We start from the raw sequence: 26705 nt of genomic DNA, 5'->3' as shown, positions 1-26705 counted from the left end.
GCCCATCGCGCGCTAGGCGCTATAAATAGAGGAGCGACCGTGCCGCGCTCAGGAGATGTCGTCGTTCAGGTCCGTGTCCGGCACTTCGCCGACGGCTTGGCGCGTGGCTTCGGCCTGCAGCAGCAGCCAGGCGCTGAACGCCTGGATTTCGGGGCGCTGGCCGCTGCGCGGGCCGACGACCAGCCAGTACACCAGCGGAGAGTCCAGCCGGTGGCCCGGCAGCACCTCCTGCAGGTCGCCCGAGGCGAGGCTTTCCGCGATCAGCGGCATGCGCGCCAGCGCCAGACCCTGGCCGGCCAGCGCGGCCTGGACGATCTGCTGCGCGTAGTTGAAGTACAGCCAGCGCTTGGGCTGCAGCCGCCCCAGGCCGTGCAGTTCGAACCAGCGCCGCCAGGTGATCCACTCGAAATAGGGCATGCGGTGCGCGTCGCCTGCCTCGATGAGCGTGAACTGCGCCACGTCGGCCGGCGTGCGGATGGGCGGCATGCTGTTGAGGAGCCAGGGGCTGGCCACCACCGCCAGTTGCTCGCCAAACAGCCGCTGCGCGCCCGCAGTCTGCGTGCCGGGCACGCTGGAGCGCAGGGCCAGGTCCACGTCGGCCGTCTCCAGGTCCACGATGGTGTCGGTTGCGTCGATGCGGATGTCGATGTCGGGGTTGTCGCGCTGGAATTCCTCCATGCGCGGGATCAGCCACATGGACGCAAAGCTGGCCCAGGTGGTGATGGCCACGCTCTTGCGCCCCGCCGTCTGGCGCACCAGGCGTACGGCCGCGTCCATGCGCTCCAGCGCGGGCGCCACGGCGCGCTGCAGCTGGCCGCCGGCGCTGGTGAGCTCCACGGCGCGTGTGTGGCGCAGAAACAGGGGTACGCCCACTTCGTCCTCCAGCGCCTGGATCTGGCGGCTCACCGCCGACTGGGTCAGGGCCAGTTCCTCGGCTGCGGCGCGGAAGTTCAAATGCCGCGCCACGGCCAGAAATGCGCGCCAATGGCCTACGGCCACGGGCCGGGTGCGCAGATGCGCGATGGGAGGAGCGCTGGCGGGCAAGAGGGGGGAGTTCATGGCAGATTGATGACCATTGGGAATCAAAATGCTAGCGCTTTTTCATCGATCGCGCAGCAGGCTGCTCAGGCAGCGGTTGCACCGCTGGCGTTTGCCGTCCCCAGGGGCATGGGGGTGATACGGTGATTGATGCCGTTCCGTAATCGATGAGGCCCTCCGTTTTCATTGGACGGTGCCCGGGTCGCAGTCGCACACTGACGTCACTTCAAAGGGTTTACCAGGAGATGACCGTGACCACCTCGCAAGTTCTGCATTCGCAAGCCTCCAGCGTTCCCGCCGGCGTTGCCGGAACGGAACTGTGCACCATTCCCCAGGGCGCGGCGCGCAGCCTGCACCCGCGCGCGCCGATGCAGTTGCGCGTGGTCAGCGGCCTGGCCTGGGTGACCTTGAGCGACGGCCCCCATGGCTGGCGCGAGGATTCGGGGGACCTCATGCTGCACGCGGGCCAGAGCGTGTGCGTGGCCTCCGGCCAGCACGCCGTGGTCGAGCCGATGGGCCGCGAGCCGCTGCAGTTCCAGTGGCGCAGCGCCGCCGCGGTGCGCGCACCGTCACCGCAGCACGCCGCCCCCCGGGGCGATGTCTGCCGCGCCTGATCGTCCGGCTATCGCATCAAACTGGCTGCTAGCGCCCGAATGACGGGCGCTAGCAGCTATTTTTTTAGGAGCAATCAGGGGCGGTGGTGCAGCCGCGCCGCAGAGGGGGAGCGCATGGGCGGCGGGATAATGGCGGAGGGCTGCCGGCCTGGGCTGGCAGGACACGACGACCTTCCACTCTCCACACCTTCATGACAGCACTGGACATCATCATCATGGCCGCGGGCAAGGGCACGCGCATGAAAAGCCGCATTCCCAAGGTCTTGCAACGCCTGGCCGGCCGGCCCCTGCTGCACCATGTGCTGGGCCAGGCCGCCAGCCTGCAGGCGCGCCGCGTGGTGGTGGTAACGGGCCATGGCGCTACAGAAGTAGAAGCTGCTTGCGCAGGATTGGCGGGCACTGGAGGCACTTTTGACTTGAAATTCGTGCGCCAGGAGCCGCAGCTGGGCACGGGCCACGCGGTGCAGCAGGCCACGCCCGCGCTGGCGGGCGATGGCACGGTGGTGGTGTTGTCGGGCGACGTGCCGTTGACCCAGGCCGCGACGCTGCGCGCGCTGGTCGAGGCCGGGGCGGGCGAACGCCTTGCGCTGCTCACCGTGCGCCTGCCCGATCCCACAGGGTACGGCCGCATCGTGCGCGGCGAGGGCGGAACGGTGCAGCGCATCGTGGAGCACAAGGATGCAAACGATGCCGAGCGCGCCATCGACGAGGTCTACAGCGGCATCATGGCCGTGCCCGCGCAGCGCCTGGCGGGCTGGCTGGCGCGTCTGACCAACGACAACGCGCAGGGCGAGTACTACCTGACCGACATCGTGTCCATGGCCGTGGCGGACGGCGTGCCCGTGGCGGCCCACTGCATTGGCGATGCGCTGCAGGTGGCGGGCGTGAACAGCCCCGCGCAACTGGCCGAGCTGGAGCGCGCGCACCAGCGCGCCCAGGCCGCGGCACTCATGGAGCAGGGCGTTCGCCTGGCCGACCCCGCGCGCTTTGACCTGCGCGACGATGCGCGCAGCGGCGCGCGCGGCGAAATCCTCTGTGCGCAGGATGTGGAGATCGACGTGGGCTGCATCTTCACCGGCCGCGTGGAACTGGGCGAGGGTGCGCGCATCGGCGCCTATTGCCACATCAGCAACGCCACCATCGCCGCGGGCGCTGTGGTCCACCCCTTTACCCACATCGATGGCGAGAAGGCCGGCGCCCATGTGGGCGAAGGCGCACTGATTGGTCCCTTCGCGCGCTTGCGCCCCGGCGCGCAATTGGGGCGCGAGGTGCACATTGGCAACTTCGTGGAGGTGAAGAACAGCACGCTGGCCGACGGCGCCAAGGCCAACCACCTGGCCTACCTGGGCGACGCCAGCGTGGGCGAGCGCGTGAACTACGGCGCCGGCAGCATCACCGCCAATTACGACGGTGCCAACAAGCACCGTACGGTGATCGAGGCCGACGTGCACATCGGCAGCAACTGCGTGCTGGTGGCGCCCGTCACCATTGGGGCGGGCGGCACGGTGGGTGGCGGCTCCACCATCACCAAGGACACGCCACCCGGGGGGTTGAGCGTGGCGCGTGGCCGGCAGGTGAGCATCGCGAACTGGAAGCGCCCCGCCAAACAGGCCAAGGGTTGAGGCCATGACCGGCGAGGGCATTCCACCGGCGGACACGCTGGCGCAACTGCGCAGCGAACTGGCCCAGGCGCGCCAGCAGATCAGCGATATGGCGGCGGCGCAGGAGGACTTTCTACGGGGTGTGTCGCACGACCTGCGCGCGCCGCTGCGCCACGTCACCTCTTATGGCGCGCTGGTGCGCGAGGTACTGCAGGAGCAGCCGCCGCAGGTGGACGAGGCGCTGGGTTTCCTGGCCACGATGGAGCAGTCCGCGCGCCGCATGGCGCAGATGATCGACGGGCTGCAGGCCATCGCCCGCGCACGCAGCGCTGCGCTGCGGCCCCGGGCCGTTGCGCTGACCGCGGCTGTGCAGGAGGCTCGGCAGGCTTTGGGTGCGGCGGCCGAAGGCGCGGCATGGAACATTGCGCCGGATCTGCCCGTCGTGCAGGCCGATGCCGAGCTGCTGGCCCAGTTGCTGGTGCAACTGCTGGGCAATGCGGTGAAGTTCTCGCGCGGCGTGGCGCAGCCCCATGTGCAGGTGCAGGCTGAACCTGCGGCGCAGGGCGGTGTGCGCATCACCGTGCGGGACAACGGCGTGGGCTTTGATGGCACGCGCGCGCAGCAGCTCTTTGGCGTGTTCCAGCGCATGCACCGCGAAGCCGAATTCGAGGGCGTGGGCGCGGGTCTCGCGCTGTGCCAGGCGATCGCGCAGCGCCATGGCGCCCACATCCAGGCCACCGCGGCGCCCGGTGCGGGCTGCACGGTGGCGCTGGAGTGGCCGGCTGCGGCGCGGTAGCGGCCTGCGCTTGCCGCACTTCCCGCCGCCGCGCTCAAGGCATCGCCGCAGGCAGGCCCAGGCGCGTCTGCAGCTCGCGCAGGCGCTGGCGCAGCGCGGTCACTTCCTCGATCAGGTCTGCCGTCAGTGCGGCCAGCTCGGGGTCGGCGTCAAAAGTGGATTCCAGGCGTGCCAGCCGCCGCGCGCGCACCACGCTCGCGCTGCTGAACCGCCAGTGCCCGCCGGCCTGCTCGCCTTGCAGCAAGCCGGCCTCCAGACGCTCCACAACCCAGTCGGGGCCCATGCAGCAGGTGCGCGCCAGGTCTTCCAGCGTGAGGCGGGGCTGCTCGTCCAGCAGCTCGGCCAGGGCATGATCAACAAATGGGGGCGTGGGCATGCTCAGGCTCCTTGCGTAGAGGGCTTGCGGGGCTGGAATTGCGGGAAGGCCTGCGCGAGCGCGCGGTAGGCCTGCTGCTGGGCCTCGTTGGTGGCGGGGGGCAGGGCCACGTGCAGTTCCAGGTACAGGTCGCCGGGCGTGGCGGCGGGAATGCCGCGCTCCTTCAGGCGCAGCTTGCGGCCGGGTTTCCAGCGCGGCGGCACGGTCACTTCCACGGTGGCGCCGCCGGGTGTCTGCACCTCGACGGGGCCGCCCAGTTCGGCCTCCCAGGGCGCGAGGGTGACGGACTGGTACACGTCGCGGTCTTCGGCGCGCCAGCGTGCGTCGGGCTTGAAATGCACCTCCAGGAACAGGTCGCCCGCGGGCGCGCCGCCCAGGCCCGGGCCGCCCTGGCCGCCCAGGCGGATGAGTTGGCCCTCCCGCACCCCCTTGGGGATGTTCACCTGCAGCTGGCGTTCTTCATTGACCAGGTGGCCGCTGTCGTCCAGCCGCGCGCCGCGCAGCGTCAGCGTGCGCTCGGCGCCCAGGTAGGCATCGCGCAGGTCCAGCTCGATGCTGGCGTGGTGGTCGCGCCCGCGCTGTGGTGAGGTTCTGCCGCTTCCATCATGGGCCGACGGGCCCGCGTGCCGGCTGCGCTGGGCGCGGGCTGCGCGGCCGAAGAGCTGCTCGAAAAAGTCGCTGAACTGCGCCGCGTCCATGCCCTCGGCGCCGGGCGTGCCGGTGAATTCGAACCCTGCGTCCCAGTTCGGCGGCGGGCGGAAGTCCTGCCCCGCGCGGTGCGGTGCCTCGCGGCCGAGCGCGTCGTAGGCGGCGCGCTTCTCCGGGTCCGATAACACGGTATTGGCCTCATTCACCTCGGCCATGCGGGCCGCGGCATCGGCCTCCTTGCTCACGTCGGGGTGGTACCGGCGCGCGAGCTTGCGGTAGGCCTTCTTGATGTCGGCGGCAGTGGCGTCGCGTGACACGCCGAGGATCTGGTAGTAGTCCTTGAACTCCATGCGTCCCTCCATGCATGGCCGGCCCGCAGTGGGCGCGGCCTTGAGGTTCACAGAGTGGAGTCGATGTCCCGGAAGGTCAAGAGGTCGTGCAGGATTGCTATAAATTAAATAGCTGTTGGCGCTTACTAGATAAGCGATAGAGGTACTTTTGTTTCAAATTTTGCACGGTGGACCGAGAAGAACGCCTTCACGTTGCGCACATTGGCGTCCTGCGTGAATAGCCGCTGCGACAGGGCCAGGTAGCCCGGCATGTCGCGCGTGTGCACGATGAGCACGAAGTCCGGCCCCGGCGAGACACGCCAGCATTGCTGGACCTCGTCTTCGGCGACGGCGCGGGCCTCGAACGCGTCCAGGTGCTCGGCACCCTGGCGGTCCAGTGCAACCTCGACGATCGCAGCCAGCCCGTGGCCCTGCAGCGCGGCCAGGCGGTCGGGCTGCAACAGCGCCACCTGCCGCTCGATCAGGCCCAGGGTGTGCAGCCGCCGCACGCGGCGCAGGCAGGTGGGTGGGGAGACATGCACTTGTTCTGCCAGAGCTTGGTTGCTGAGGGAGGCGTCGCGCTGCAGCAGGTCCAGCAATTGCAAATCCACGGCATCCAGCGAGGAATCGGATTCCATCAAAGTGTGTTTTATGAAGAAATATTTCTTGGATTATGACGGAAGAAATTTTTGTTCATATGTCATGAAAATCAGATCAAAAATTTCTGCAGAGGCCGCCTAGCATCTCGCCCATTCTTTCATCGGAGCAGTATTTATGTGCGGCATCGTCGGCGCGGTATCCACCCGCAATATCGTTCCCATCCTGGTGCAAGGCCTGCAGCGGCTGGAGTACCGCGGCTATGACTCCTGCGGCGTCGCCGTGCACGAGGCGAGCCTGGGCGAAATGCCCGCGGGTGGCCTGCGCCGTGCGCGCAGCACTGCCCGCGTGGCCGAATTGCTGGCGCAGGTGAGCCATGAACACCTCCAAGGCGCCACGGGCATCGCCCACACCCGCTGGGCCACGCACGGCGCCCCCGCCGTGCACAACGCCCATCCCCACTTCAGCCACGGACCCGGTGCCGCGCCGGCGCAGGCAGAGCGCCCCGGCCGCGTGGCCTTGGTGCACAACGGCATCATCGAGAACCACGAGGAGTTGCGCGCCGAGTTGCAGGCGCGCGGCTACGTGTTCTCCAGCCAGACCGATACCGAAGTCATCGCGCATCTGGTGGACAGCCTGTACGACGGCGACCTGTTCCAGGCCGTGCGCGCGGCGACTGCGCGGCTGCACGGCGCATTCGCCATCGCCGTGATCCACAAGGACGAGCCGCACCGCGTGGTGGGTGCGCGCGCGGGCTCGCCCCTGGTGCTGGGTGTCGGTGAGGGAGAGCACTTCCTGGCCAGTGATGCCATGGCCCTGGCTGGTGTGACCGACCAGATCGTGTACCTGGAAGAGGGCGACCTGGTGGACCTGCAACTGGGCCGTTACTGGATCACCACGGCCGATGGCCAGCCGCTGGACGCCGGCAGCCGCCCCGTGCGCACCGTGCACGCACACAGTGGTGCGGTGGAGCTGGGGCCCTATCGCCACTACATGCAAAAGGAAATTTTCGAGCAGCCGCGCGCCATTGCCGACACGTTGCACGGCCTGCAGGGCATCGTGCCCGAGCTGTTCGACGGCGTGGGCCAGCCCGGACAGCAGGGCGCGGCAGCCTGGCGTGTGTTCAAGGAGATCGACTCCGTGCTCATCCTCGCCTGCGGGACCAGCTACTACAGCGGCTGCACCGCCAAGTACTGGCTGGAGGGCATCGCGGGCATTCCCACCCAGGTGGAAGTGGCCAGCGAATACCGCTACCGCACCAGCGTGCCCAACCCGCGCACGCTGGTGGTGACCATCAGCCAATCCGGCGAAACCGCCGACACCCTGGCCGCGCTGCGCCATGCGCAGAGCCTGGGCATGCGCCACACGCTCACCATCTGCAACGTGGCCACCAGCGCCATGGTGCGCGAGTGCGAGCTGGCCTACGTCACCCGCGCCGGCGTGGAGATTGGCGTGGCGTCGACCAAAGCCTTCACCGCGCAGCTGGCGGGACTGTTCCTGTTGACCCTGGCGCTGGCGCAGTCGCGCGGGCGCCTGACCGAGGAGGCCGAGGGCAACTACCTGAAAGCCATGCGCCACCTGCCCGCCGCACTGCAGGCCGTGCTGGCGCTGGAGCCGCAGATCATCAGCTGGTCCGAGGACTTCGCGAAGAAGGAGAACGCCCTGTTCCTGGGCCGCGGACTGCACTACCCCATTGCACTGGAGGGTGCCCTCAAGCTCAAGGAGATCAGCTACATCCACGCCGAGGCGTACCCCGCGGGTGAACTCAAGCACGGCCCGTTGGCCCTCGTCACCAGCAGCATGCCGGTGGTGACCGTGGCGCCCAACGACGCGCTGCTGGAGAAGCTCAAGAGCAACATGGAAGAAGTGCGCGCCCGTGGCGGCGTACTCTACGTGTTGGCTGATGCCGATACCCATATCGACAGCAGCGAAGGTCTGCACGTCATCCGCATGCCAGAGCACTACGGCGCCCTGTCGCCGCTGCTGCACGTGGTGCCGCTGCAACTGCTGGCCTACCACACGGCCTGCGCGCGCGGAACGGATGTGGACAAGCCCCGTAACCTGGCCAAGAGCGTCACGGTGGAGTAAGGCCAAGCACACCGGCGGCGCGACTAATCCGGGCAATTAAAGTCGTAAACTCGCAAATAAAGTCGTAAACAGGCCTCTAGCATTCATGCGGGTTTGCGGGGCGGTCATTTGTAACTGTAAAGTCGTAAACTCGAATTCAACGGGTGAAGAAGACCAATACATGCGAATGTCGCCTAGGTCTGGATTGGACTTTTTGCTATACAAAAAAGAGCGCTCAAGGTGAGCGCTCTTTTTCTTCGGTTTTCCCAGAAGTTCTTGCGGTCCGAGCAGCCCCTAAACGCTCCGATGACTGCAAGAGGCTGGTTGCTGCCGCTCGACTTCGGCGTCGTGCCATGTTCAAAGTGCCACAGCAGAGATTTCATCGGTCAGTACCGCAAGAGACCGGTCTACCACTTGAACCGGTCACTTGGCGGGAGGAGACTTGTGAGACTTCCGGGAATGGCGGCTTCCAACGTGTGTGAACGGGTCCTCTCGACCCTGAGCCGCCATCCAGCTAGAAGCTTCAAAGCCGTCATTCAGCCATGCTGCATGTTCAACGCCAAGGAGTCCAACGGGCTGGAGGTGCCTCCGGCTGCGACTTTAAGGACATGGGTATAGATCATCGTCGTGCTCACGTCCGAGTGCCCCAGCAACTCCTGCACCGTGCGAATGTCGGTGCCCGACTGCAACAAGTGTGTGGCGAAGCTGTGGCGCAAGGTGTGCACCGAAACGGGTTTGCAAATGCCCGCCTGTGCAACGGCCTTCTTCAGTGCGCGCTGTAATCGCTCCTCGTAGAGGTGATGGCGTTGCCACACACCTGTGCGCGGGTCCACAGACAGGGATGAAGCGGGGAACACCCAGAACCATCCCCAACGTTGTCCCATGCCGGGATATTTTGTCTCCAGTGCATGCGGAACGTCCACGCCACCGCGCTGCGCTTGCCGGTCTTGCTCCCACCGCGCGCGCGCAGCAAGCACCTGTTGGTGCAGCTCGGCTGCCAAGCTGCGCGGCAGCATTACGACCCGATCCTTGTCGCCCTTGGCTTGGCGTACCACGACCACCCCACGATCAAAATCCAGGTCCTTGACCCTCAAGCGCAGGCCTTCCATCAGCCGCATGCCGGTGCCGTACAGCAGGCGGGCCAGCAAGGCCATATCGGCCGGCAACGCCGATAGCAGAGCCGCCACCTCGGCCACCGTCAAAACCGAGGGAATGCGCTTGGGCGTGCGCGGGCGCTGCACGCCATCGAGCCATGGCAGGTCCATGCCCAACACCTCGCGGTAGAGGAATAGCAGTGCGCTCAACGCCTGGTTGTGCGTGGCAGCCGCCACCCGCCGCTCGTTAGCCAACATGGCTAGAAAACTTTCGATTTCCAGCTGCCCCATGTCTCATGGATGCCGCAAGCCGTGCCATTTCACAAACACGCGCACCCACTGCACGTAGGCCTGCTCGGTGCGCAGGCTATAGTGTTTGTAACGAATTCGCTCACGGACTTGGTCCAGCAACCGTGTGGCGCGCAACACAGGAGGGGCGGCGGGTTTCATGACTGAATTTAGTACTGTATTTTCATACAGCATACACACCGTCAAGCCAGGCTACAAGCCCCTTTCTGCGTTCATTTCGTGCCAATTTAGACCGCAAGCGCCAGATATGGCCTGCGGCTTGGTGCGGTCTACATTACGTTAGCCGCTCATGCAAGCCCGTGCATTCGCCCTCCGCCCTGCAGCTGTCCTAATCTTGCTCCCGGCCATAGCCCAATGGGGAGCGGTGCTCGAAATTGCTGCGCGTGGCCTATGGCAGTGGCTCAAGTTCGCTGGGTACGGTGGCGGTGGAGCGGTAAGTGTTTCGTGGGCAGGCGCACAATTCTTCCTCATGGCTTCTGTCGTGCTCGCGGGTGCCTATGCGGTGCTTATGCACGTCGGTAGTCGCTCAGCACGCATAGGCTTTGCATCAACATTGGTTGGAGGGTTTGTCCTTGGGGTCCTGCTGTTATCGCCACTTGTCGTCATGCGCGGCTAACCCGTCCTTCCAGCGGACCGCCTTCGGCGGCCGCTGAACTCAGGGCGTTAGGCCTGAGAAACACGACAAGGAGTGTGCAATGACTGAAAGAACTGGACAGTGCCTCTGCGGAGCCGTTGGTTACACCTTGGCGGCCGAGCCTCTTGCCGTGCGTGTGTGCTGGTGCCGGGATTGCCAGCACCTTGCGGCCAACGGGACGGTGAACATGCTGGTGCCGGCTGCGGGGCTTTCCCACACGGGCACGCTGTCTGAGCACACGACCGTCGCCGATAGTGGCAACTCCGTGACCCGGCAGTTCTGCCCGTCATGCGGCACGCACCTGTTTGCCCGCTCCAGCGCACGGCCCGAATTCCGCGTTGTCCGCGCAGGCACCTTGGAGGATCCGTCCTCGATCCGACCAGGCATGAACATCTGGGCCAATAGCGCGCCGGCCTGGGCGTGTCTTGATCCGTCCATTGAGCGAATCGAACGGCAACCCGTCCCGGGCGGCAAGCCTGCTCCGGCTCAGGCCTAACAATTCGTCCAAGCCGACGCCGCTTCGCGGCGCGGCTTAACTCAGGTGTTATGCGTTACTTGCGGAAGATCAATAGTGACACAAAAGATAATTATTTCAGAGCAAGAAAGATCCACCGATATTTCGCTCGAGCTCCTGTTTTCAGGGCCACTTGCCCTTCTTGATCCACGCCACCCAGCAGTAAATGAAAATTTGCAAAAACAAATTTTGTACAGCCGATACCATCAAAAGCTAATCGCCGATGGTCTTGAAACAGGGCACTTCTTTTATAACGAAAATAATCAATTAGTATTTCAAACAAAACTCCCCATCCATTCTTTTGCTGGATTTATATTCGAGGCATACGCGGTTAACATTTTTAATGAAAATATAAGAACCATAGGTAAGAGCGCTTTCTCATGGTGCACAAATAGATCTCAGTGCAAGGATGACTATATAGATCAATTTAAGGTAATCGGCACTGGATTTATAACAACCAAAAGTCAATATCCGAATTTTTATTCACCACAAAACAGATTTGATCTTATTTTTATAAGAAAAAATAGCAGTAAAAACGTAGACGAACCAGCAACCGTCTTAGGGACAACAAACACTGCAGGCATTCAGATAAAGGCAATTACGGGATCAGAAGAAATCGAGATTATCGAACCCATAAGATCCGGAAAATACTCTCATGTATTGACATTTCTTCGTCATGCCGATGGTGTGCACAGCTACAACCGCTGCATGGAAGCGATCAACTCAATGTATAGAAAAGGTTCTTTACAGCTTTCCGAAAAATACCAAATTGAATCTCGTATTTCCCATCCTGAAATGTTTGGAATTGACCAGCGCAACGTTGATGATTACTATAACTATGTTTTGCACTGGTTTAATGGTCACGCAAAACCGGATCAGTTCATTCAAGAAGGGGTTGGTCTCGAAGTTAAAGGCTACAAGTATTCAAATGGTTTGCTTGTGCCAAATAATTAAAAATGCATAACAATTCATTCCAGCGGACTGGCTTCGCCCGCCGCTGAATTCGGACGTTAGGAATATGGTTTTCCTCGCAATCACTACAAAAGGCTTGGCAGAAGCACTCGACTTGGCAAAGTCAAACTCATCTCCCGTTTGGTGCGGCTCAGACGCCATAGGTGAAGCCGAATACTCAAGCCGAACGGGCGCCAATCTTTCACGGTTTATTTACCCACTATCCGGTCAGCCAGCATCAGTCATTGAGGGTGCACTTGAAACAATCGCTGAACACCACCCTGGAGAAACCATTTGGGTTGAATCCCATGTCGCGCCCTAACCCGGCGGTCAAGCGGATCTGCCTTCGGCAGCCCGCTTACCTTGTTCGTTAGCCATCACTCAAATGGTAGAGGCCTCGTTCCTTTTTCTCACGCTCGGTCCGCTTGCAGCTTTCATCATTTGGGAAAGTTTTCGCAATCGGCGCAATTCAACTTCAGTTAAGCCCCTCTCGCGGACATCAATGGAACGTGGGTTTGTTCCGGGTGCAAGAAACGCAGAGCTCGTCTGCTCAATCCTTGCAGTGGCCATAGCGATATTCGGCGTTGTGTTGGTTGTTCAGCCTCAGCATCCGCCTTTTGCTGGCAAGGGCGCGCTTATCAGCTCGCTTTTGTACTCGTGGTTCGGTGTTTGGGGGCAGCCGTTGTTTTGTTGGTGGTTTGCATGCGTGCTCATCGCGGCCGCATTTGCTGCGCGCAGGAAACGTATGGGCGCTCGGCATGCAGGCTAACCCGGCAGTTAAGCGGACTGGCCTACGGCCAGCCGCTTACTTTGTTCGTTAGCCCCTTCATATTCCGCTCCATGCAGGCCAGCATTTATTCCAGCGGTTCGCCTCTCTCAAAGGTTTCTCCTTGGGGGTTTAGGCCGCTCGCCGGGCTTCGCCTGCATGTGTTGCGCCGGTTTCAAGCATTTTTGGCCTCTAGCGCTTGCCAGTCAAGCGCTAGTAGCTATCATTATTGTAGCAATGCGCCGCTTCCGTGGCGCAGCGCTTTTTCATGGGCTGCGCCCGTCTTCAAGTCCAGGCGCTCCCTCTTGGCCTTCGGGTCTAACTCTGCGCTCAAGCGGACCCGCCTACGGCGGGCCGCTTACCTGGGCCGTTAGCTGCCAAGGGAGACTCATGAGCTGGCTTGATCTCTTACAGCAAGTATCCCTGCTGATAGCTATCTGGGTTGCGATCTATGGCATCGACTCCTGGCGTAGGGAGCACACCGGAAAGCGTCAGATAGAGCTAGCCGAAGATGCTTTAGCGCTGTTCTACGAGGCTGCGGATGCAATTCGCCACATAAGACACCCCGCCAGCTTCGGACATGAGCTTAAGGACATAGAACGAGGCGAGACTGAAAGTGACGCCGATTACGATGCAAGAAGGAACGCTTCTATCGTCTTTGTCCGGTACAACCTATACAAGGATACATTTAGCAAACTCCATGCAATGCGCTATAGATTCATGGCACAGATCGGGAAAGACAAGGCAAAGGCATTCGAAGATTTGAGAGAGATCGTCAACTCTATCCAGATGTCTGCCAACATGCTCGCCCGTCTTTGGCCACGCAATAGCTTCCCGTCTGACAGCGCGTGGGAATCGCATAGAGCGCGAGTTGAAAAGTACGAGGCAATCTTTTGGGAGGGCCTAGAAGAAGATGACCCAATCAATCCAAAACTTGCAGCTGCGATACAAGAGATTGAGTCAGTTTGCCGTGCTGTAATTTCCGGCAAAGGAACCATCTACAGCTTTTTCAATTGGCGCATATCGCGTGGCAGCTAACAATTCATTCAAGCCGACGCCGCTTCGCGGCGCGGCTTAATTCAGGCGTTAGGCTCTTCGTCTGGCTAGTCCCCAAAATCGATGGCTCCCATCGATCAATCACCTATAGAGAAACATCGTGAAAGCGCTCGCTCTACTTGCTGCATCAATAGCTTTGGCCGGATGTGCCACACAGCAGACGCAATCCAATGCCAACATCGGTTTTCGAGGTGCAACCATCGGATCGCCGCCACTTCCTGGAATGAAACAGCTAGAGAAGTGGCAACCAAGCTTAGGCATGACATCTAGAGAAATCTCTGATGCTTACTCGATGCCTAACGAACCCAAGACACTGGGCAGCTTAACTATCAAAGAAGTCACTTACGAGTACTTCAATCAAAAGCTGTTTCGCATTGAAGTTGACTTATGGACGGAAACGCAAGCGCGTTGCCCAAGAACTTCTGAACTCATTGCAGCACTAGAGTCTCAATACGGAATTTCAATGATCCAGCATCAAGCTGACTACATAAAGCCGCAGTTTCTTTCGCAATGGCGAGGGTCTCAAGCCTGGGTAACATATATGTGCCAGCCATGGAATTCAACAAATTCAATTGTCATTGAGAGCCCTGCCCTTAGGAAAGAAGTAGAAGACAGACTCAAAGCGATCAGGTCATCAATAGAACACAACGAATCCAAAAAATGAAGCGAGCACTTCAATAAAATGCATCAGCTTGCAGCAATATCAATCACTAGAGCATCTGCCGCCAGCCTAACTGGTTGTTCAACAGGACGTCTACCAGCTTCGCTGGCAGCCGCCTGTTAACGCGGGCGTTAGCCGCTCATGCAAGCCCGTGCATTCGCCCTCCGCCCTGCAGCTGTCCTAATCTTGCTCCCGGCCATAGCCCAATGGGGAGCGGTGCTCGAAATTGCTGCGCGTGGCCTATGGCAGTGGCTCAAGTTCGCTGGGTACGGTGGCGGTGGAGCGGTAAGTGTTTCGTGGGCAGGCGCACAATTCTTCCTCATGGCTTCTGTCGTGCTCGCGGGTGCCTATGCGGTGCTTATGCACGTCGGTAGTCGCTCAGCACGCATAGGCTTTGCATCAACATTGGTTGGAGGGTTTGTCCTTGGGGTCCTGCTGTTATCGCCACTTGTCGTCATGCGCGGCTAACCCGTCCTTCCAGCGGACCGCCTTCGGCGGCCGCTGAACTCAGGGCGTTAGGGTTTATGGACGCACTACTGCTATCCCTTTCCAAGCTCTTGATGTTGACGGCCTTCTGGGTAGGTATTCCCGCGCTCCTCCTTTCCATGCTGCTGCTTCTTGGCTTCCGTCTCAAAAATCGTCTTTCGTTATCTATTTTCTTGGTTGGGTTCTGTGGCCTTGCTTGTTTCATCCTGGGCATTTCTCTTGAGGGAATCGTCACAGGTAAAGCCCTAACATTGTCGAAGTGGGGGCCAACAACTGTAAATTTGGCTGACGACCCACAAAGCTACTGGCTCTCCACTTCTGTTTGGATCGCTGGTTCAATAGTGTTCCTTGGTATAGGCGTTTGGCTTCTTATCCGGCAACTAAAAAACCCTAACCCTGCGGTCAAGAGCGCTCCACTTCGTTCCGCTGGGACGCCGCTAAAGCGGCGCCCCTTACCTTAAACGTTAGCGCTCATGAAGCAGCGATCCATAGCCACCGTAGAAGAAGCGATTGCGCTTGAGCATGCCGTTGCTAGCTCTGCGGAGCGGGCGCTTGCCCAAGTCATTGAGCTTCATGATCCAGCCGACGCGCTCCGCACGCTTTGGGAAATGAAATTCCGCCCCATTGGCTGCAATCCTCTCAATTCCGAAACTCCGCTCAATCTCATCGAGCAGCTAAATCAAACATTTACGTACATCGCATCAGCGCGCGCTGTAGTCACGCTGTTCGAACTTCATCCGCATCTGGCGCCTTTCACGCTCAATCTGGGCAACATCGGCGGGTCGGACATAGAGTCCGGTTTGGCCGGGGAGCTGGCATGCGAAGTATTCGCCGCTGTCAGTACGTCAAACAATCAGAAGCTCAACAAGGACTTGGCTAAAGTCGCTGCAACCGGCGCAGAACATAAGTACGTGTTCTTTATGTGCCCCGGGTTCAACGCCGGGCGTCAACCTAAGCTGGAGCGGGTTCCGGGCGTGCAGGTTTGGGCGGTCGGTGAGCGGCATGAGCGCTAACAATTCGTCCAAGCCGACGCCGCTTCGCGGCGCGGCTTAACTCAGGTGTTAGACATCACATGCAACGTACTCTGGTCATCTGCGCACTCCTGATCGCCGGATCTGCTGAAGCCGGATGGGATGGCCTATGGCTTGAGTGCCGAGGCAGTGACTTCGTGTTGCTTGAGGTGCGTAGGGGTGGTCGGGAATGGGGCGCGGAGTGGCGCGCGCTGTATTCGGCGAATGGACACGCGGAATCGGATTCCAAGGGCAACCTTGTCCTAAGAGGCTGCTCGTTCGAGCGCGACACGGTGCTAGACGGATGCAATGTAGATCGGCCGCCTGTGTTCGCTACTCTGCCGCACAAGGCTATGGCGAAGCCTGAGCGTCCATCGAAAGCGTCGCTCAGGAAGCGCGCTTGGCTGCGGACCGACAACGATTCGTGGGACAAGTTGGGTAAGCGGTGCATTGCGGAGGGCGAGTGATGTCTAACAGGACGGTCACCTTTACGGTAGACGTCTTAGACGCATGATTGGACTCATCGTTCTAGCCATTGGCGGCGCATGGTTGCTCATCTCGATGGCGTCGGCGAGGTTCTTGGCTTCCAAATTCAAACCGCCGCTCGTTGCGGCCCTGGTCGCGGTTCTGAGCTTTGTCGCAATTGCAACCCTGCCTTTCGCGGACGAGATTGTTGGCCGGCGCCAGTTCGCAAACTTGTGCAAGAAGGAAGCGGTCGTGTGGATGGCCCCAAATTCCGCCACGGTTACCGCAGCGAAGAACGTCGGCGGCTTTTCCGAGAGAGCAGGCCTTGTCTTTCCTGTTCAGCAGCAGTCCATCAGGTACGCTAACCTGTCAAATGGAGAGGTCTTCTACTCCGTGACGGCTTTCCACACGCCGGGCGGCGTACTAATGCGAGCCGGCTTAGGCTTGGGCCACTCAAGGTCTTGCTGGCCAGAGCGATGGGGCGGAAGAGCACTTGGTATCGACATCGACGCGATGGTTAAGCGCGGCGAGCAGTTGGAGTTCCTTGAACAATTTGGGTCTGAGCTTCGGGCGATCAGGTCGTCAACTACTGCTTCAGCTCGTTGGGTGCGCACCGTGCCCGAGCCGAGGCCACTGGTCGGGGCAAGCAGGGAAGCGGTTCTAAACGCGTTTGGAGCGCCTGACACTTGCCAGCCAGAAGCGAAGGAGTCATGCCTGAAGTCGCGTAGTTGGTCATATCAGTTTTTCCGCATCCCCGCGGGTTCTACCGGCTTGACCCCTCAGCTGCATATTCAGTTTGGTGGTAACGAAGAAGTGGAGAGTTCCAAATGGTCCTTTTCGAAGTAGCAAGGTGGAGGCCTGCCCTCGCTTGCGGGACGATCAGTTCCGAAAGCTGCCTGGCCGCGCGAAGTGACGTCTAACATGGCAGTCGACGCGGACGTCCTATCGGCTGGCTGTCGCCAGCCTACTGTCCGCCGGTCACTTCTACGTTAGCGCTCATGTCAATCGCCCTTCGAATGTCCTCGTCCGTCTTCGGCGCAGCATTGGCGGCAGTCTTTTTTGGGGCTACGCGGGCTTGGCGAACGTTGGAAGTGCCGGGAACCCCATGGCCTCCGGTCGTTCTGAAGCGATGTTCGCTGGCCCACTTTACTTGCTGCTCCTTCTGATACTTGCCTGCGTTTGCAAAAAATCGAAGGATCCGAGGGCGATCGCTTACGGGATTGAGGTGTGGAAGATATTGAAGAAGACGGGTATTGCGCTGTTGCTTTGTGTTCCAGCTGCATTTTTCTTCATCGGTTTCGTTGCCCCACCTTTCATCGTCGCAACTTCTGCGGTATATCTTCTGATGTCAGCAATCAATGTGAACCCGAGCAATGGGCGCTAACAGGCTTCCCGTTTTGGCGTCTGGGTCTAACTGTGCAGTCAAGCCGAACCGCCTAAGGCGGGCGGCTCACTTTCGGCGTTAGGCGTCCGACCCGAGGCGAAGCTGATGTCTGTAGCTGTGTCCCTGAATGACTCGCTGAGCGACGAGGAGGTACTCGCGCTTTACAAGGCGAATGCTTGGTCATCTGCGGAGAAACCGCAGCAGCTTCTCGCCGCGCTCCGGAACTCACATGCACTGGTCACGGCGCGCATCGCCGGGCGGCTGGTCGGCCTGGGCAACGCAATATCCGACGGTCACCTCGTGGTTTACTTCCCGCACATGCTGGTGCATCCCGAGTTCCAGCGCCAAGGCGTTGGCAGGGCGATGATGGGCGCACTGATGGAGAGATATGAAGGCTTCCATCAGAAGATGCTCACTGCCGATGGGGATGCCGTCGAGTTTTACAGATCGATGGGGTTCGAGCGTGCAGGAAGAACCGAACCGATGTGGGTGTACGCAGGCAATGAGCACTGAGCTTGGCGCCCTGAAGACGCCTAACCATTCCATCGAGGGGATGCCCAACCGGCTGCGCCGGTCGGTCACCCCTCATGTCAAACGTTGAGCGACCGCTTCCCCCTGCCGTCGCTGGCAGCTTATGGCCGAAAGTATCAGTTTGGCCCAGCGCCACATTGCGGCCGTTGAGGACGGCCACCCTGCCGCAGCTTCCAGGGTGGCCGCCAGCGACAACTTCAAATCTCCGTCTGTTCTGAGATCTCAAGGGCATCGTCTACTTCGATACCCAGGTACCTCACTGTTGACTCCAACTTCGAGTGGCCGAGCAACAACTGGACAGCGCGCAGGTTCTTTGTGCGGCGGTAGATCAGTGTCGCCTTTGTCCTGCGCATCGAGTGCGTCCCGTACTCCATGCGGTCCGGGCCTAGCTCGTCAACCCAGTGACCGAGGATTCGGGCGTACTGCCGTGTTCCGAGATGTGGCGATTCGTGCAGCCTGCTTGGAAACAGGAAGTCCTCTGATTTCAGCCCAGCCAGCTTGATCCAGGCTTGCAAGGCGTCACGGGCAGCCTGCGTGATCTCGAACTGCACTGGACGCTGAGTCTTGTGCTGCATGACAACCGCGCGCGATGCCACCTGGTCGCCGTGGCATACATCCCGAACCTTGAGGGCGACGAGGTCGCATCCTCGCAGCTTGCTATCGATGCCCAAGTTGAAGAGAGCAAGCTCGCGCACCCGGCCTTCCATCTGAAGCCTTACGCGCAGCGCCCAGATATCCTTCAGCTTGAACGGAGCCTTCTGCCCGACGATCTTGCCCTTGTTCCACGGCTCGCGATGAGCGGTATTACCTGTGGATGCCATGATGGTCTCCCATCGAGTTGAGGGGCACACAGGATGCGCTGGCTTCGACTCGCCAGAGCGACTAGTGATGCTCGGCTGCCACAGCCCTATGACTGTCAGCTTCATGGCATAGCCATGAACTCAACATCTCGGCCATCACCGGTCGTTCGGGGCCGCCGAGCGAACGTCAGGAAAAGGCTGAATCGAGTCATTCGAGGGCAGTGGTCTGGACGGCTGCTTCGATCAGGACGGGTTATGGCTGTCCAAGTATGGCCGCCGCTCTTCTGACATCAGTCAGTTGCCGGTCGAACACACCTCGAGCCCTGGTCGAGATCCGCAAGCCCTTTGAGGAATGTTGATAAATGTTCTCTGTCAAGAGTACATTTGTTCTCCATGAAAAAATCTGACGACCGCAGACGTCAAGTCTTGGCATTCATCCAGGCCAGAGTAGAGGCGGATGGTCGCCCACCCACGCTTGATGAGATTGCTACAGCCTGCGGGTTCGCGTCGCGTAGTGCGGCGCAAAAACACGTGCGCGCACTGGAAGATAGCGGCGACCTCGAAGTGACCCGCGGGCGATCTAGAGGAGCTCGCCCCAAGAAAAGCAAGCCGACACCTCAAAGCGCACAGCAACTTTTCGAAATCGCCCCCCGAGATGTCGGGGATCTCTCCGATACTGATCTTCGAGGCCTCGTTGCGCGTCTTTGCATCGCCCGCTTGGCTGACGCCGAACTTCCGCCGATACCGGTGACATGGGGCGGTGACCAGCGTGCCCCTGATGGGGGCATCGACGTCAGGGTTCAGCTCTCCGACCAGGACGCCAAAAAGTCTCACTTCGAGCGAAGCGTTGTCGGCTTCCAGGTCAAAGCGACCAAGATGGGACTGAGCGAGATCCAGAAAGAGATGTGCCCCGGGGGTGTTCTGCGATCCTCGATCCGGGAGTTGGTCCAACGAAACGGCGCTTACATCATCGCGACATCCGACACCGTGGCAGATGCCGAATACCAGCGGCGCGTCGGAGCAATGAAAGCCGCAGTGGCCGGCGAAGCCGAAGCCGCGACCGCCTTTGTCGACTATTACGACGCACGGAGATTGGCCGACTGGACCAATCGGCATCCTGGCGTTGTCGCATGGGTCCTAAGCCAGTTGGGGCGTGCCCTTCAGGGTTGGCGTCCTTATGGCCAATGGTCGAACACGCGCGATGGCAAGGCGCAGCCCTTCCTCCCCGATGAGAAACATCGGTTGTTTGACCCACACGATCGGGAGAACGGTCTCACCTTGACCGACGGCCTCCGCAAGATCAGGTCAATGCTGAGAACTGGGGGGACCTCGATTCGCTTGACAGGTCTATCCGGCGTTGGCAAGACGCGCTTTGCGCAGGCGCTCTTCGAAGAAGAGGCAGCCCCCGAGGCGCTCCCCCAGAGCCATGCGATCTATACGGACACAGGGGAAGGCTCAAACCCAACCCCCTTGGCACTACTCGACGAACTGCTCGCCTCGCGCCGTAGGGCGGTTCTGGTTGTCGACAACTGTGGCTCTGACCTTCACAGTCAGCTCACTGCGCGCTGCAAGATATCTGATCGCGTGAGCCTGTTGACGATCGAATACGACATTCGCGAGGACTTGCCTCTTGAGACCAGCGTCTTTCAACTTGACGCCGCGTCCCCAGACCTCATCGCGAAAGTAATCGAGCAGCAGTTTCCGCATATCTCGCAGGTCAATGCCCAGACCATCACCGAATTCGCGGATGGCAACTCCCGCGTCGCAATCGCATTGGCTAACACGATGGGCTCCAATGACTCGCTCGCTGGACTGACCGATCGTGCCTTGTTCGATCGCCTATTCTGGCTCGGCAAGGAAGTGCATCGCGAACTGAAGGTCGCAGCCGAGGCATGCTCCCTCGTCTACTCGTTCGATGGCGAAGACCTGGAAGGCGAGCTCAGCGCGCTATCCGCACTCGCTGGGCTCTCGCCTCTGACGCTCTACCGGCATGTGAATGACCTCCAGCAACGTGGCTTGGCACAGCGCCGAGGCAAGTGGCGGGCCATTCTTCCTCATGCGATCGCGAACCCACTTGCGGCTCAAGCACTTGAGTCCATTCCACACGCACTACTGCACGCGAAGCTGGTGGCGCCACAAGGTCGATTGCTGCGCTCTTTCTCTCGGCGGCTCGGCTACCTGCACACCTCACCATCTGCCAAGAGAATTGCCAGCAGCTGGCTGGCAGAGGACGGTCTACTGGGGGACTTAGCGGGCCTGTCTCCTTTCCTGCTCGAAGTTCTGTCCAACATTGCACCAGTTTCTCCTGCAGAAACGCTGTCCGCTATCAAGCGAGCCGTCGAGGGTCCTGCAGCCGCACAGCTGCTGTCAGCGAAAGCACCCTCACGCACCAGCCTTGTTCGTCTGGTCCGATCCATTGCCTACGAGGCAGAGCACTTCAACGAATGCCTGAGCGTCCTTGTCGCTTTTGCGAGCACTGAGGCTGAGGATGAGCGCATGGATCCCACGCGATCCGTCATCAAATCCCTCTTCACGCTCTACCTATCTGGCACACACGCTACAACTGAGCAACGCGCCAATTGGATTCGAGGAGCACTGGAGTCTGGTGACGCAGTGCTGGGAAAAATTGGCTTGGAAGCACTCGACTCCTGCATGGAGGCGCATCATTTCTCGTCAAGCTACGAGTTCGAGTTCGGCGCTCGCGTGCGCGACTATGGCTACCACCCGCGAGGGAAAGCGATCCACGATTGGTTCGCTACCTTTATCAATCTCGCCGCAGAAGTGGCCACGGGAAGCGGGCCGTGGGTCTCTGAGGCGCGAGATCTTCTGGCCAAGCGCTTTCGGGCGCTCTGGTCATTTGCCGGCATGGCCGACGTGCTGGAGTCTGTCTCTGAGCGGCTGATTGATTCGGGCTGGGAACGTGGATGGCTGGCCATCCGGCAAACCATCCAGTTCGACAAAAAGTCGCTTCGCGCCGAAGCGCTCCAACGGCTTAAGAAGCTGGAGGAGCGATCACGTCCCAAGACGCTCGTCGCCCGTGTGAAGGCGACGGTGCTGGCCAACTATGCCGCCGGACTGGACTACGCAGACGGGGAGGACGACGTCTCTGGCTACGAGCTTGCCGAAGTGCGCGCAAAGGAGCTCGGAGAGCTCGTCGGCAATGACCCAGCAGCCTTCGATGTCCTACTACCTCTGCTTGTGACGAATCAGCAAGGTCGACATTGGAGCTTTGGGCGAGGCTTGGCCGACGCTGTGGAATCGTTGAGCGCATGCTGGGCGGAAATGACAAAGGCCTTTGAAGACACGCCTGATGAGCAGCGTAATGTTCAGGTCCTTCGGGGTTTTTTACATGCGATGCATTACCGGGATCGAGACACCTTCGAGAGCTGCCTCGACGAGGCAATGGGCCGTGCAGCTCTTGCGCCTTGGGTTCCAGTACTTCAGTTGAGCGCCCCTCTCGATGAGTCAGGATGCAGTCGCTTGCTTGCGTCCATGGACAACCCAGCCATTACCGCGTGGGCGTTTCAGCATCTTGCGATCGGCCGCGCAACTGAACACTTGTCGGACGACCTTCTTGCCCGACTGCTGCAGAAATTGAGTATCAAGCCGGATGGCCTGAGTGTCGCCATCGATGTTCTATACATGCACATCCATGGAAATGACCATCCGATCGGCCCCTGCGTGACAGCAGTTGCTCACACATTGATAGCGAACGCCTACCTAGCTAGCCACCGTGGTCGGCTAGATCATGAGCTTTCCGGAGTGATCAAGAAGTTTCTTTGCGGACCTGAGGGGGAATCGACGGCACGCACCCTACTCTCAAAGTTGCGCCAAAAGTTCGAGGACCACGCGCTCTCACGCTATGACCTCACCGAAACGATTGCGGCCTTATTCAAGGTTCAACCACACCCCGCCTTGGATGCGCTGGTCGGTGATGAGGATGGCTCTGACAACCGCTACATGCGTCGCCACGAGCTTGCCGGGGGCCGTAGATCTAGCGCGTTAACCGAGATTTCGATCGATGCGCTCATGGACTGGTGTCGCGCCGGATCACCGCAGAGATGGACTCGGGTCGCGTCCTTGTTGCCTGCGTTCGCGGTTGCGGAGAGCGGCCAGACGCCGAAGTGGTCCGAGCGTGTTATGACGCTGCTGCAAAACTCACCCGATCCTGTAGCTGTCGGTGCCGAGCTCGTAGAACTTGTCGAACCCTCTGGATGGAGTGGCTCTCGGGCAGAGGCAATCCGGCAGCGACTACCGTTGTTGGATCAGTTGACGGACGCACTGGGTCCGGAAAATGCCAATGCCGTCGCTAGTTGGAGAAGCCGTGTGTTGCTCACAATTGACCGGGAGACGAGGCGGGAGCTTGAGGCGCACAAGGCGCGCAATGAGCGCTTTGAATAGCACCACGGGTTCGCGCTCGGCGTGAGCTGGGCGGTGCTCCAGCGATTTGTCGCTCGTCCCTTACCAGTATCTGGGGCCTGTATTCGCAGAGCGGCTGACGTCACCCTGGACTTGCTGGGTGACGTCACGGCCATGATCGCGATTTGCGGATCATGCAGAACGGGCCCTCGAGGGGGCTCAGCCGACGGGCTCGCCGCGCGCCTTGACGCTCCAGGGTATTCAAATTTTAGGACCGCCGGCCGTATAGGGTCGGCCAGGGAAACCCCGTCGGCAGTACGTCGCAAAGCTGCCACTACGACCAACGCCGGCCGCTGAACTGAATGTCGGGTTGACGGCGCAGACCGTGAGTACGCTGGCCGTACGCAACCGGCCGCTCCCGCTGCGGAGCTGACTTGACCGCACTTCGGCAGCTTCAGGCTGATCTGAGTCACTCAAATGGCGGGCGTGAACGGCAGCAGCGCCCGTGAGCGGCTGTTGGAGCCGGAGAACCTTATATGGAAGGACGACATACTTAAAGCGGTCCAGGAAGATCGCGATTGATGCCAGCATCGACCGGAAGAACTTCAAGGCCGCCAATTGAGTTGCCTTTTAGTCATCGCTTTAGGCTAGTCTTCTTATAAATTCTGCAGCACTGGGTAAGTTCAGCAGCTCCAACGGCTGGACGCCCTCGCTGCCTATGGCGACTCATGTCTGCACGGCGAAAATTGCATCAAACGACCATCCGCTGTTCGGCGAAGCTTGCGCTCATGCTTGCTGTCGCCGGTCGCAGAAGGGAAGACAATCAACGCGCAATTTTCCACGCCGAGCTGGAGATTGCCCGGTACTCTGCCACTGCTCACCGCCGATGATCGATTTCAATCCCGCGACCTTCGAACGCCACTTTCGGGCTCTCATTGCTGATCCCGACTCGGATTTCGAACTGGACATGCTCGACGATGCGCTCCAGCAGACCGTGGCCGAATCCGAGGATGCGAGGGCCTGTGCGTATATCGCCGTCGAAGTGCTCTCGAGCGAAAACCGTCCAGTGACCTTTGCCTACGCCTTGAACACTGCGGTGTGCGCAAGCTGCTTATCCGGAGACACCGAGCGCGTCAGGCGATACCTCGAACAGCTCGTCGACTTGACGAGCACGGGCGGCATTGACCTGGCGGCGCTGTCTGCGGCAGAGAATGTCAGCCGCCTGTTGCCGGGCAACGCCAAGGCCGACCACGTGCCGCACGTTCTCTACGAGGTGGTTCGGTTGTATGAGCAACTAGGACAAATCGAAAAGGCTATCAAGACCTTAATTGCCGCGGCGAACCTTTTTGCCGATTTCGGTGCATTCCAGCCGGCCTACCAATCCCTGGCACAGGCGGAAGAGCTGGCCCGCGATCACAGCTTGCTGCAGCCGTATGCGGACACCATCGGCGCGCTTCATGCGATCTGCCTTCAGGAGGAGGACCACGCTTACGCCGAAGAGGTCTGGCCCACGCTGATGCAAAAGTACGCCGAACTGGAAACGCCCGTACCCGCGCATCTGGCCGTCAATCGCGCGACGGCGCTGTTCCAAACCGGAAACCATGCCGCAGCCCGGACCGCCTATGAGGATATCCTCGCGACGCTGATACCACGCGATGCCGCGCGGCCCGTGGTGCTCATGAACCTGTCGGCATGCCTTCGCGAGCTGGGCGAGCCCGGTCCTGCCAGAGAGCGGTTGTCTGATGCACGCGCGCTGATGTCGTCGCTCGAAGACGTTGATTCCGAGCATCGTCTGGAGTTGGAGTTGATTGCTTCGCGGAATGCCATCGCCATGGGCGATCCCGTCGAGGCGGTTGCTTGCCTGCAGCGCGCCGCAGTACATCTGGAGGCAGGGGTTGCCCTAGTCGAGAAGCTGCATTACCGCCGCGGATTTCGCGATCGCTATATCCGACGAATGGAGCGGCTCCTCTCCGACCTTCCCGTCGCCGGCCGCGCCACGGACGTGGTCGGCGTGATTGCCGCCACGCGCGCCAACCGCGTGTCGGACTGGCTGCACTTCCTGAAATGGGCGGGGGCGCTGGCCTCGGAGCTCGCCCCGCAAGAGCGGGACGAACTCGAGCGCTTGGTCAGCCACCTCGCACACCACGGGTCGCCGCACCTGTTCGGTTATCACGAGAAGTACGACGATCCCATGTCTGCGATTGCGAAACCCGATCCCTGGCGCGACATCGCCGAGTACGCGGACAGGGCGAGCGCCCGGCACGGCGTCGGCCGACCCTTTCAGAACGCCACATCCGACCGCAGCGCAGCGGTCATTCTGCAGAGGCTTGACGAAGGCTACGCACTACTTGTGAACCTGCTTACCGCCGACCACAAGCTGTTGCTGCTGCTTGGGGACCGGTATGTCCTGTGCACCTTGCCGGAGGCACAGACTCTTGCGTTCTACGGGGCCTTGGCACAGCATCGCCAGGACCCGGGCAAGGCCGCCACGAAGGCGCTCGGCCGGGCCGTCTGCGATTACCAGACGGCGCTGTTACACGCACTCGCCCCCGTGTTGGACGAACTGGCGGAGGCCAGCTGCAAGGGCGTCATCTTCCTTCCTGATGGGATGGACTTGACGCCGATCAATCTGGTGATGGTGGGACATCCCGGGATTCGCGCCCGCATGGCTGCCGGTGGGTTCGACGTGCGCACCTGCATCGCGCTATATCCGGCCCAGCGCGTAGCCGGTGCGCCCGATGCCTGTCTGGGCATCGTCGAAAGCGAATCTGACCTTCGATATGACCGGGCGGACGTCGAGGGATTCTTCCGAGGAGTCGGTAGGGTCGGGACCGTGCTGGAGAACCCGGAATGGGATGTGTTCGAGGAGCGGATGGCGTCGACCGATACACTTGTCCTGTCCCATCACGGCGTCTCTGTCGGCCTGTACAAGGATCCGTTCATGGCTGACATGGCAGGGCATGGCACAAGGAGCGTCATGAGCCTGATGCATCTCCAGGGTGCGACCTTCCGGTGGCCGCATCGCCTCGCGGTTCTGGGCACCTGCCACAGCGGGGGGCTCGTCAACCGTAACCATCAGCAGCAGTTTCGTGCGCACGAATTGATGGGGTTTCCCGTCGTTTTTCTCCTGAACGGCCGCTCGGAAGTCCTGGCCGCGTCGTGGGCAATCCTGGACCGATTCAACCTGGTATTCACCTCGCTCTTCGCCCCGGGTCTGCGCGACGTTCATCCATCGCAGGCCGCGAGCACGGCGCTTGCCAAGTTGGTCGAACTCCCCGTCGAAGAGCTTTCGGCTTTGCTGCTTCGGGCATTCCCTGCGGGCACGACGATCTCGCCGGATTTACTGACGCAGATGGATAACCTGAGGCAACAGCCGTTCTGCTATGGGGCGTACCAAACCTATACCCTGCTGTAGGCCGCCCGGGCACCTTCGTGATCGCCGAGTCGGCCTCGGTTGCAGGTTTATTTTTCAAGGAACCTAGTTTGAGCAACCATCAAAGCACCAGCGAAACCGGAAGAGTACAGGCTGCAGATGACCTGATAGACGTCCTGTCTGGAGCAGCCCTTCTTCTGTACGTTCTGGATGTGAAGAGGATTCACGCGCGATTGAACCTCATGC

22 protein-coding genes and 1 pseudogene are annotated in these 26705 nt (G+C 60.7%); 17 read left to right on the top strand and 6 right to left on the bottom strand.

Annotation, left to right across the window (positions count from 1 at the left end; genetic code table 11):
• Positions 1-48 precede the first annotated feature (48 nt).
• The gene (locus tag BA022_RS12125) at positions 49-1059 is read right to left on the bottom strand and encodes a LysR substrate-binding domain-containing protein (RefSeq protein ID WP_088887650.1); all 1011 of its coding nucleotides are present in this window, start codon (positions 1057-1059) and stop codon (positions 49-51) included.
• Positions 1060-1283: 224 nt separating this feature from the next.
• Between BA022_RS12125 and BA022_RS12120 the strand changes: the two genes are divergently transcribed.
• The 3 genes from BA022_RS12120 to BA022_RS12110 all read left to right on the top strand — a co-directional run bounded on the left by BA022_RS12120 (position 1284) and on the right by BA022_RS12110 (position 4049).
• A complete protein-coding gene (locus BA022_RS12120; RefSeq protein WP_228403587.1) occupies positions 1284-1652 on the top strand; it encodes a DUF2917 domain-containing protein in 369 nt (122 codons plus the stop codon).
• A 191-nt stretch (positions 1653-1843) separates the two neighbouring features.
• Positions 1844-3274 (top strand): bifunctional UDP-N-acetylglucosamine diphosphorylase/glucosamine-1-phosphate N-acetyltransferase GlmU, encoded by a 1431-nt coding sequence (gene glmU, locus BA022_RS12115; protein WP_088887649.1) that lies wholly within the window; start codon positions 1844-1846, stop codon positions 3272-3274.
• A 4-nt stretch (positions 3275-3278) separates the two neighbouring features.
• Entirely contained in the window at positions 3279-4049 is a 771-nt protein-coding gene (locus tag BA022_RS12110) for a sensor histidine kinase (protein WP_088887648.1), read from the top strand.
• 34 nt (positions 4050-4083) lie between these two features.
• On the opposite strand, the gene BA022_RS12105 is transcribed toward BA022_RS12110, so the two are convergent.
• From BA022_RS12105 to BA022_RS12095, 3 genes are all read right to left on the bottom strand, one after another.
• Entirely contained in the window at positions 4084-4425 is a 342-nt protein-coding gene (locus BA022_RS12105; protein ID WP_011804091.1) for a chaperone modulator CbpM, read from the bottom strand.
• A gap of 2 nt (positions 4426-4427) precedes the next feature.
• On the bottom strand, positions 4428-5423 hold the full coding sequence (locus BA022_RS12100) for a DnaJ C-terminal domain-containing protein (RefSeq protein ID WP_088887647.1): 996 nt from the start codon (positions 5421-5423) through the stop codon (positions 4428-4430).
• Positions 5424-5548: 125 nt separating this feature from the next.
• On the bottom strand, positions 5549-6040 hold the full coding sequence (locus BA022_RS12095; protein ID WP_088887646.1) for an Lrp/AsnC family transcriptional regulator: 492 nt from the start codon (positions 6038-6040) through the stop codon (positions 5549-5551).
• A 136-nt stretch (positions 6041-6176) separates the two neighbouring features.
• Here BA022_RS12095 and glmS point away from each other — a divergent pair, with 136 nt between their 5' ends.
• The gene (gene glmS / locus BA022_RS12090; RefSeq protein ID WP_088887645.1) at positions 6177-8087 is read left to right on the top strand and encodes a glutamine--fructose-6-phosphate transaminase (isomerizing); all 1911 of its coding nucleotides are present in this window, start codon (positions 6177-6179) and stop codon (positions 8085-8087) included.
• 515 nt (positions 8088-8602) lie between these two features.
• On the opposite strand, the pseudogene BA022_RS12085 reads toward glmS, so the two are convergent.
• Positions 8603-9610, bottom strand: a pseudogene (locus BA022_RS12085) (integron integrase).
• A gap of 554 nt (positions 9611-10164) precedes the next feature.
• Here BA022_RS12085 and BA022_RS12080 point away from each other — a divergent pair.
• The 11 genes from BA022_RS12080 to BA022_RS12045 all read left to right on the top strand — a co-directional run bounded on the left by BA022_RS12080 (position 10165) and on the right by BA022_RS12045 (position 17909).
• A complete protein-coding gene (locus tag BA022_RS12080) occupies positions 10165-10599 on the top strand; it encodes a GFA family protein (RefSeq protein ID WP_088887644.1) in 435 nt (144 codons plus the stop codon).
• 75 nt (positions 10600-10674) lie between these two features.
• Positions 10675-11571 carry a hypothetical protein gene (locus BA022_RS12075; protein ID WP_088887643.1) on the top strand — a complete coding sequence of 299 codons (897 nt, stop codon included), beginning with the start codon at positions 10675-10677 and terminating at the stop codon, positions 11569-11571.
• A 699-nt stretch (positions 11572-12270) separates the two neighbouring features.
• Positions 12271-12708, top strand: a complete 438-nt coding sequence (locus tag BA022_RS12065) for a DUF1010 domain-containing protein (protein ID WP_335583070.1) — start codon at positions 12271-12273, stop codon at positions 12706-12708.
• Positions 12709-12724: 16 nt separating this feature from the next.
• Positions 12725-13372, top strand: a complete 648-nt coding sequence (locus BA022_RS12060) for a hypothetical protein (RefSeq protein ID WP_088887640.1) — start codon at positions 12725-12727, stop codon at positions 13370-13372.
• A 118-nt stretch (positions 13373-13490) separates the two neighbouring features.
• Complete coding sequence (locus tag BA022_RS19195) at positions 13491-14054, top strand: hypothetical protein (RefSeq protein WP_148665180.1); 564 nt, start codon at positions 13491-13493, stop codon at positions 14052-14054.
• Positions 14055-14575: 521 nt separating this feature from the next.
• The gene (locus tag BA022_RS19190; protein ID WP_148665179.1) at positions 14576-14998 is read left to right on the top strand and encodes a hypothetical protein; all 423 of its coding nucleotides are present in this window, start codon (positions 14576-14578) and stop codon (positions 14996-14998) included.
• Between the two features lie 12 nt (positions 14999-15010).
• Complete coding sequence (locus BA022_RS12055) at positions 15011-15550, top strand: hypothetical protein (protein ID WP_148665178.1); 540 nt, start codon at positions 15011-15013, stop codon at positions 15548-15550.
• Positions 15551-16057: 507 nt separating this feature from the next.
• On the top strand, positions 16058-16858 hold the full coding sequence (locus BA022_RS12050) for a hypothetical protein (protein ID WP_088887638.1): 801 nt from the start codon (positions 16058-16060) through the stop codon (positions 16856-16858).
• A 259-nt stretch (positions 16859-17117) separates the two neighbouring features.
• Complete coding sequence (locus BA022_RS19185) at positions 17118-17396, top strand: hypothetical protein (protein ID WP_148665177.1); 279 nt, start codon at positions 17118-17120, stop codon at positions 17394-17396.
• On the top strand, positions 17386-17478 hold the full coding sequence (locus tag BA022_RS19660) for a DUF1010 domain-containing protein (protein ID WP_418236087.1): 93 nt from the start codon (positions 17386-17388) through the stop codon (positions 17476-17478). The genes BA022_RS19185 and BA022_RS19660 overlap by 11 nt, the downstream gene beginning before the upstream one ends.
• A 23-nt stretch (positions 17479-17501) precedes the next feature.
• On the top strand, positions 17502-17909 hold the full coding sequence (locus tag BA022_RS12045; RefSeq protein ID WP_088887637.1) for a GNAT family N-acetyltransferase: 408 nt from the start codon (positions 17502-17504) through the stop codon (positions 17907-17909).
• A 215-nt stretch (positions 17910-18124) separates the two neighbouring features.
• Here the strand turns inward: BA022_RS12045 and BA022_RS12040 are convergent, their stop codons facing one another.
• Positions 18125-18748, bottom strand: a complete 624-nt coding sequence (locus tag BA022_RS12040) for a tyrosine-type recombinase/integrase (RefSeq protein WP_088887636.1) — start codon at positions 18746-18748, stop codon at positions 18125-18127.
• Positions 18749-19120: 372 nt separating this feature from the next.
• Between BA022_RS12040 and BA022_RS12035 the strand changes: the two genes are divergently transcribed.
• Together BA022_RS12035 and BA022_RS12030 are read left to right on the top strand one after the other, a co-directional pair.
• Positions 19121-23128 (top strand): LexA family protein, encoded by a 4008-nt coding sequence (locus tag BA022_RS12035; RefSeq protein WP_088887635.1) that lies wholly within the window; start codon positions 19121-19123, stop codon positions 23126-23128.
• 844 nt (positions 23129-23972) lie between these two features.
• The gene (locus BA022_RS12030) at positions 23973-26501 is read left to right on the top strand and encodes a tetratricopeptide repeat protein (RefSeq protein ID WP_088887634.1); all 2529 of its coding nucleotides are present in this window, start codon (positions 23973-23975) and stop codon (positions 26499-26501) included.
• The last annotated feature ends 204 nt before the right edge of the window (positions 26502-26705 follow it).

Source organism: Diaphorobacter nitroreducens, assembly GCF_002214645.1.
Lineage (GTDB): Bacteria > Pseudomonadota > Gammaproteobacteria > Burkholderiales > Burkholderiaceae_C > Diaphorobacter > Diaphorobacter nitroreducens.
The sequence above is the reverse complement of the archived record's forward strand: the minus strand, read 5'-3'. Positions and strand labels throughout refer to the sequence as shown.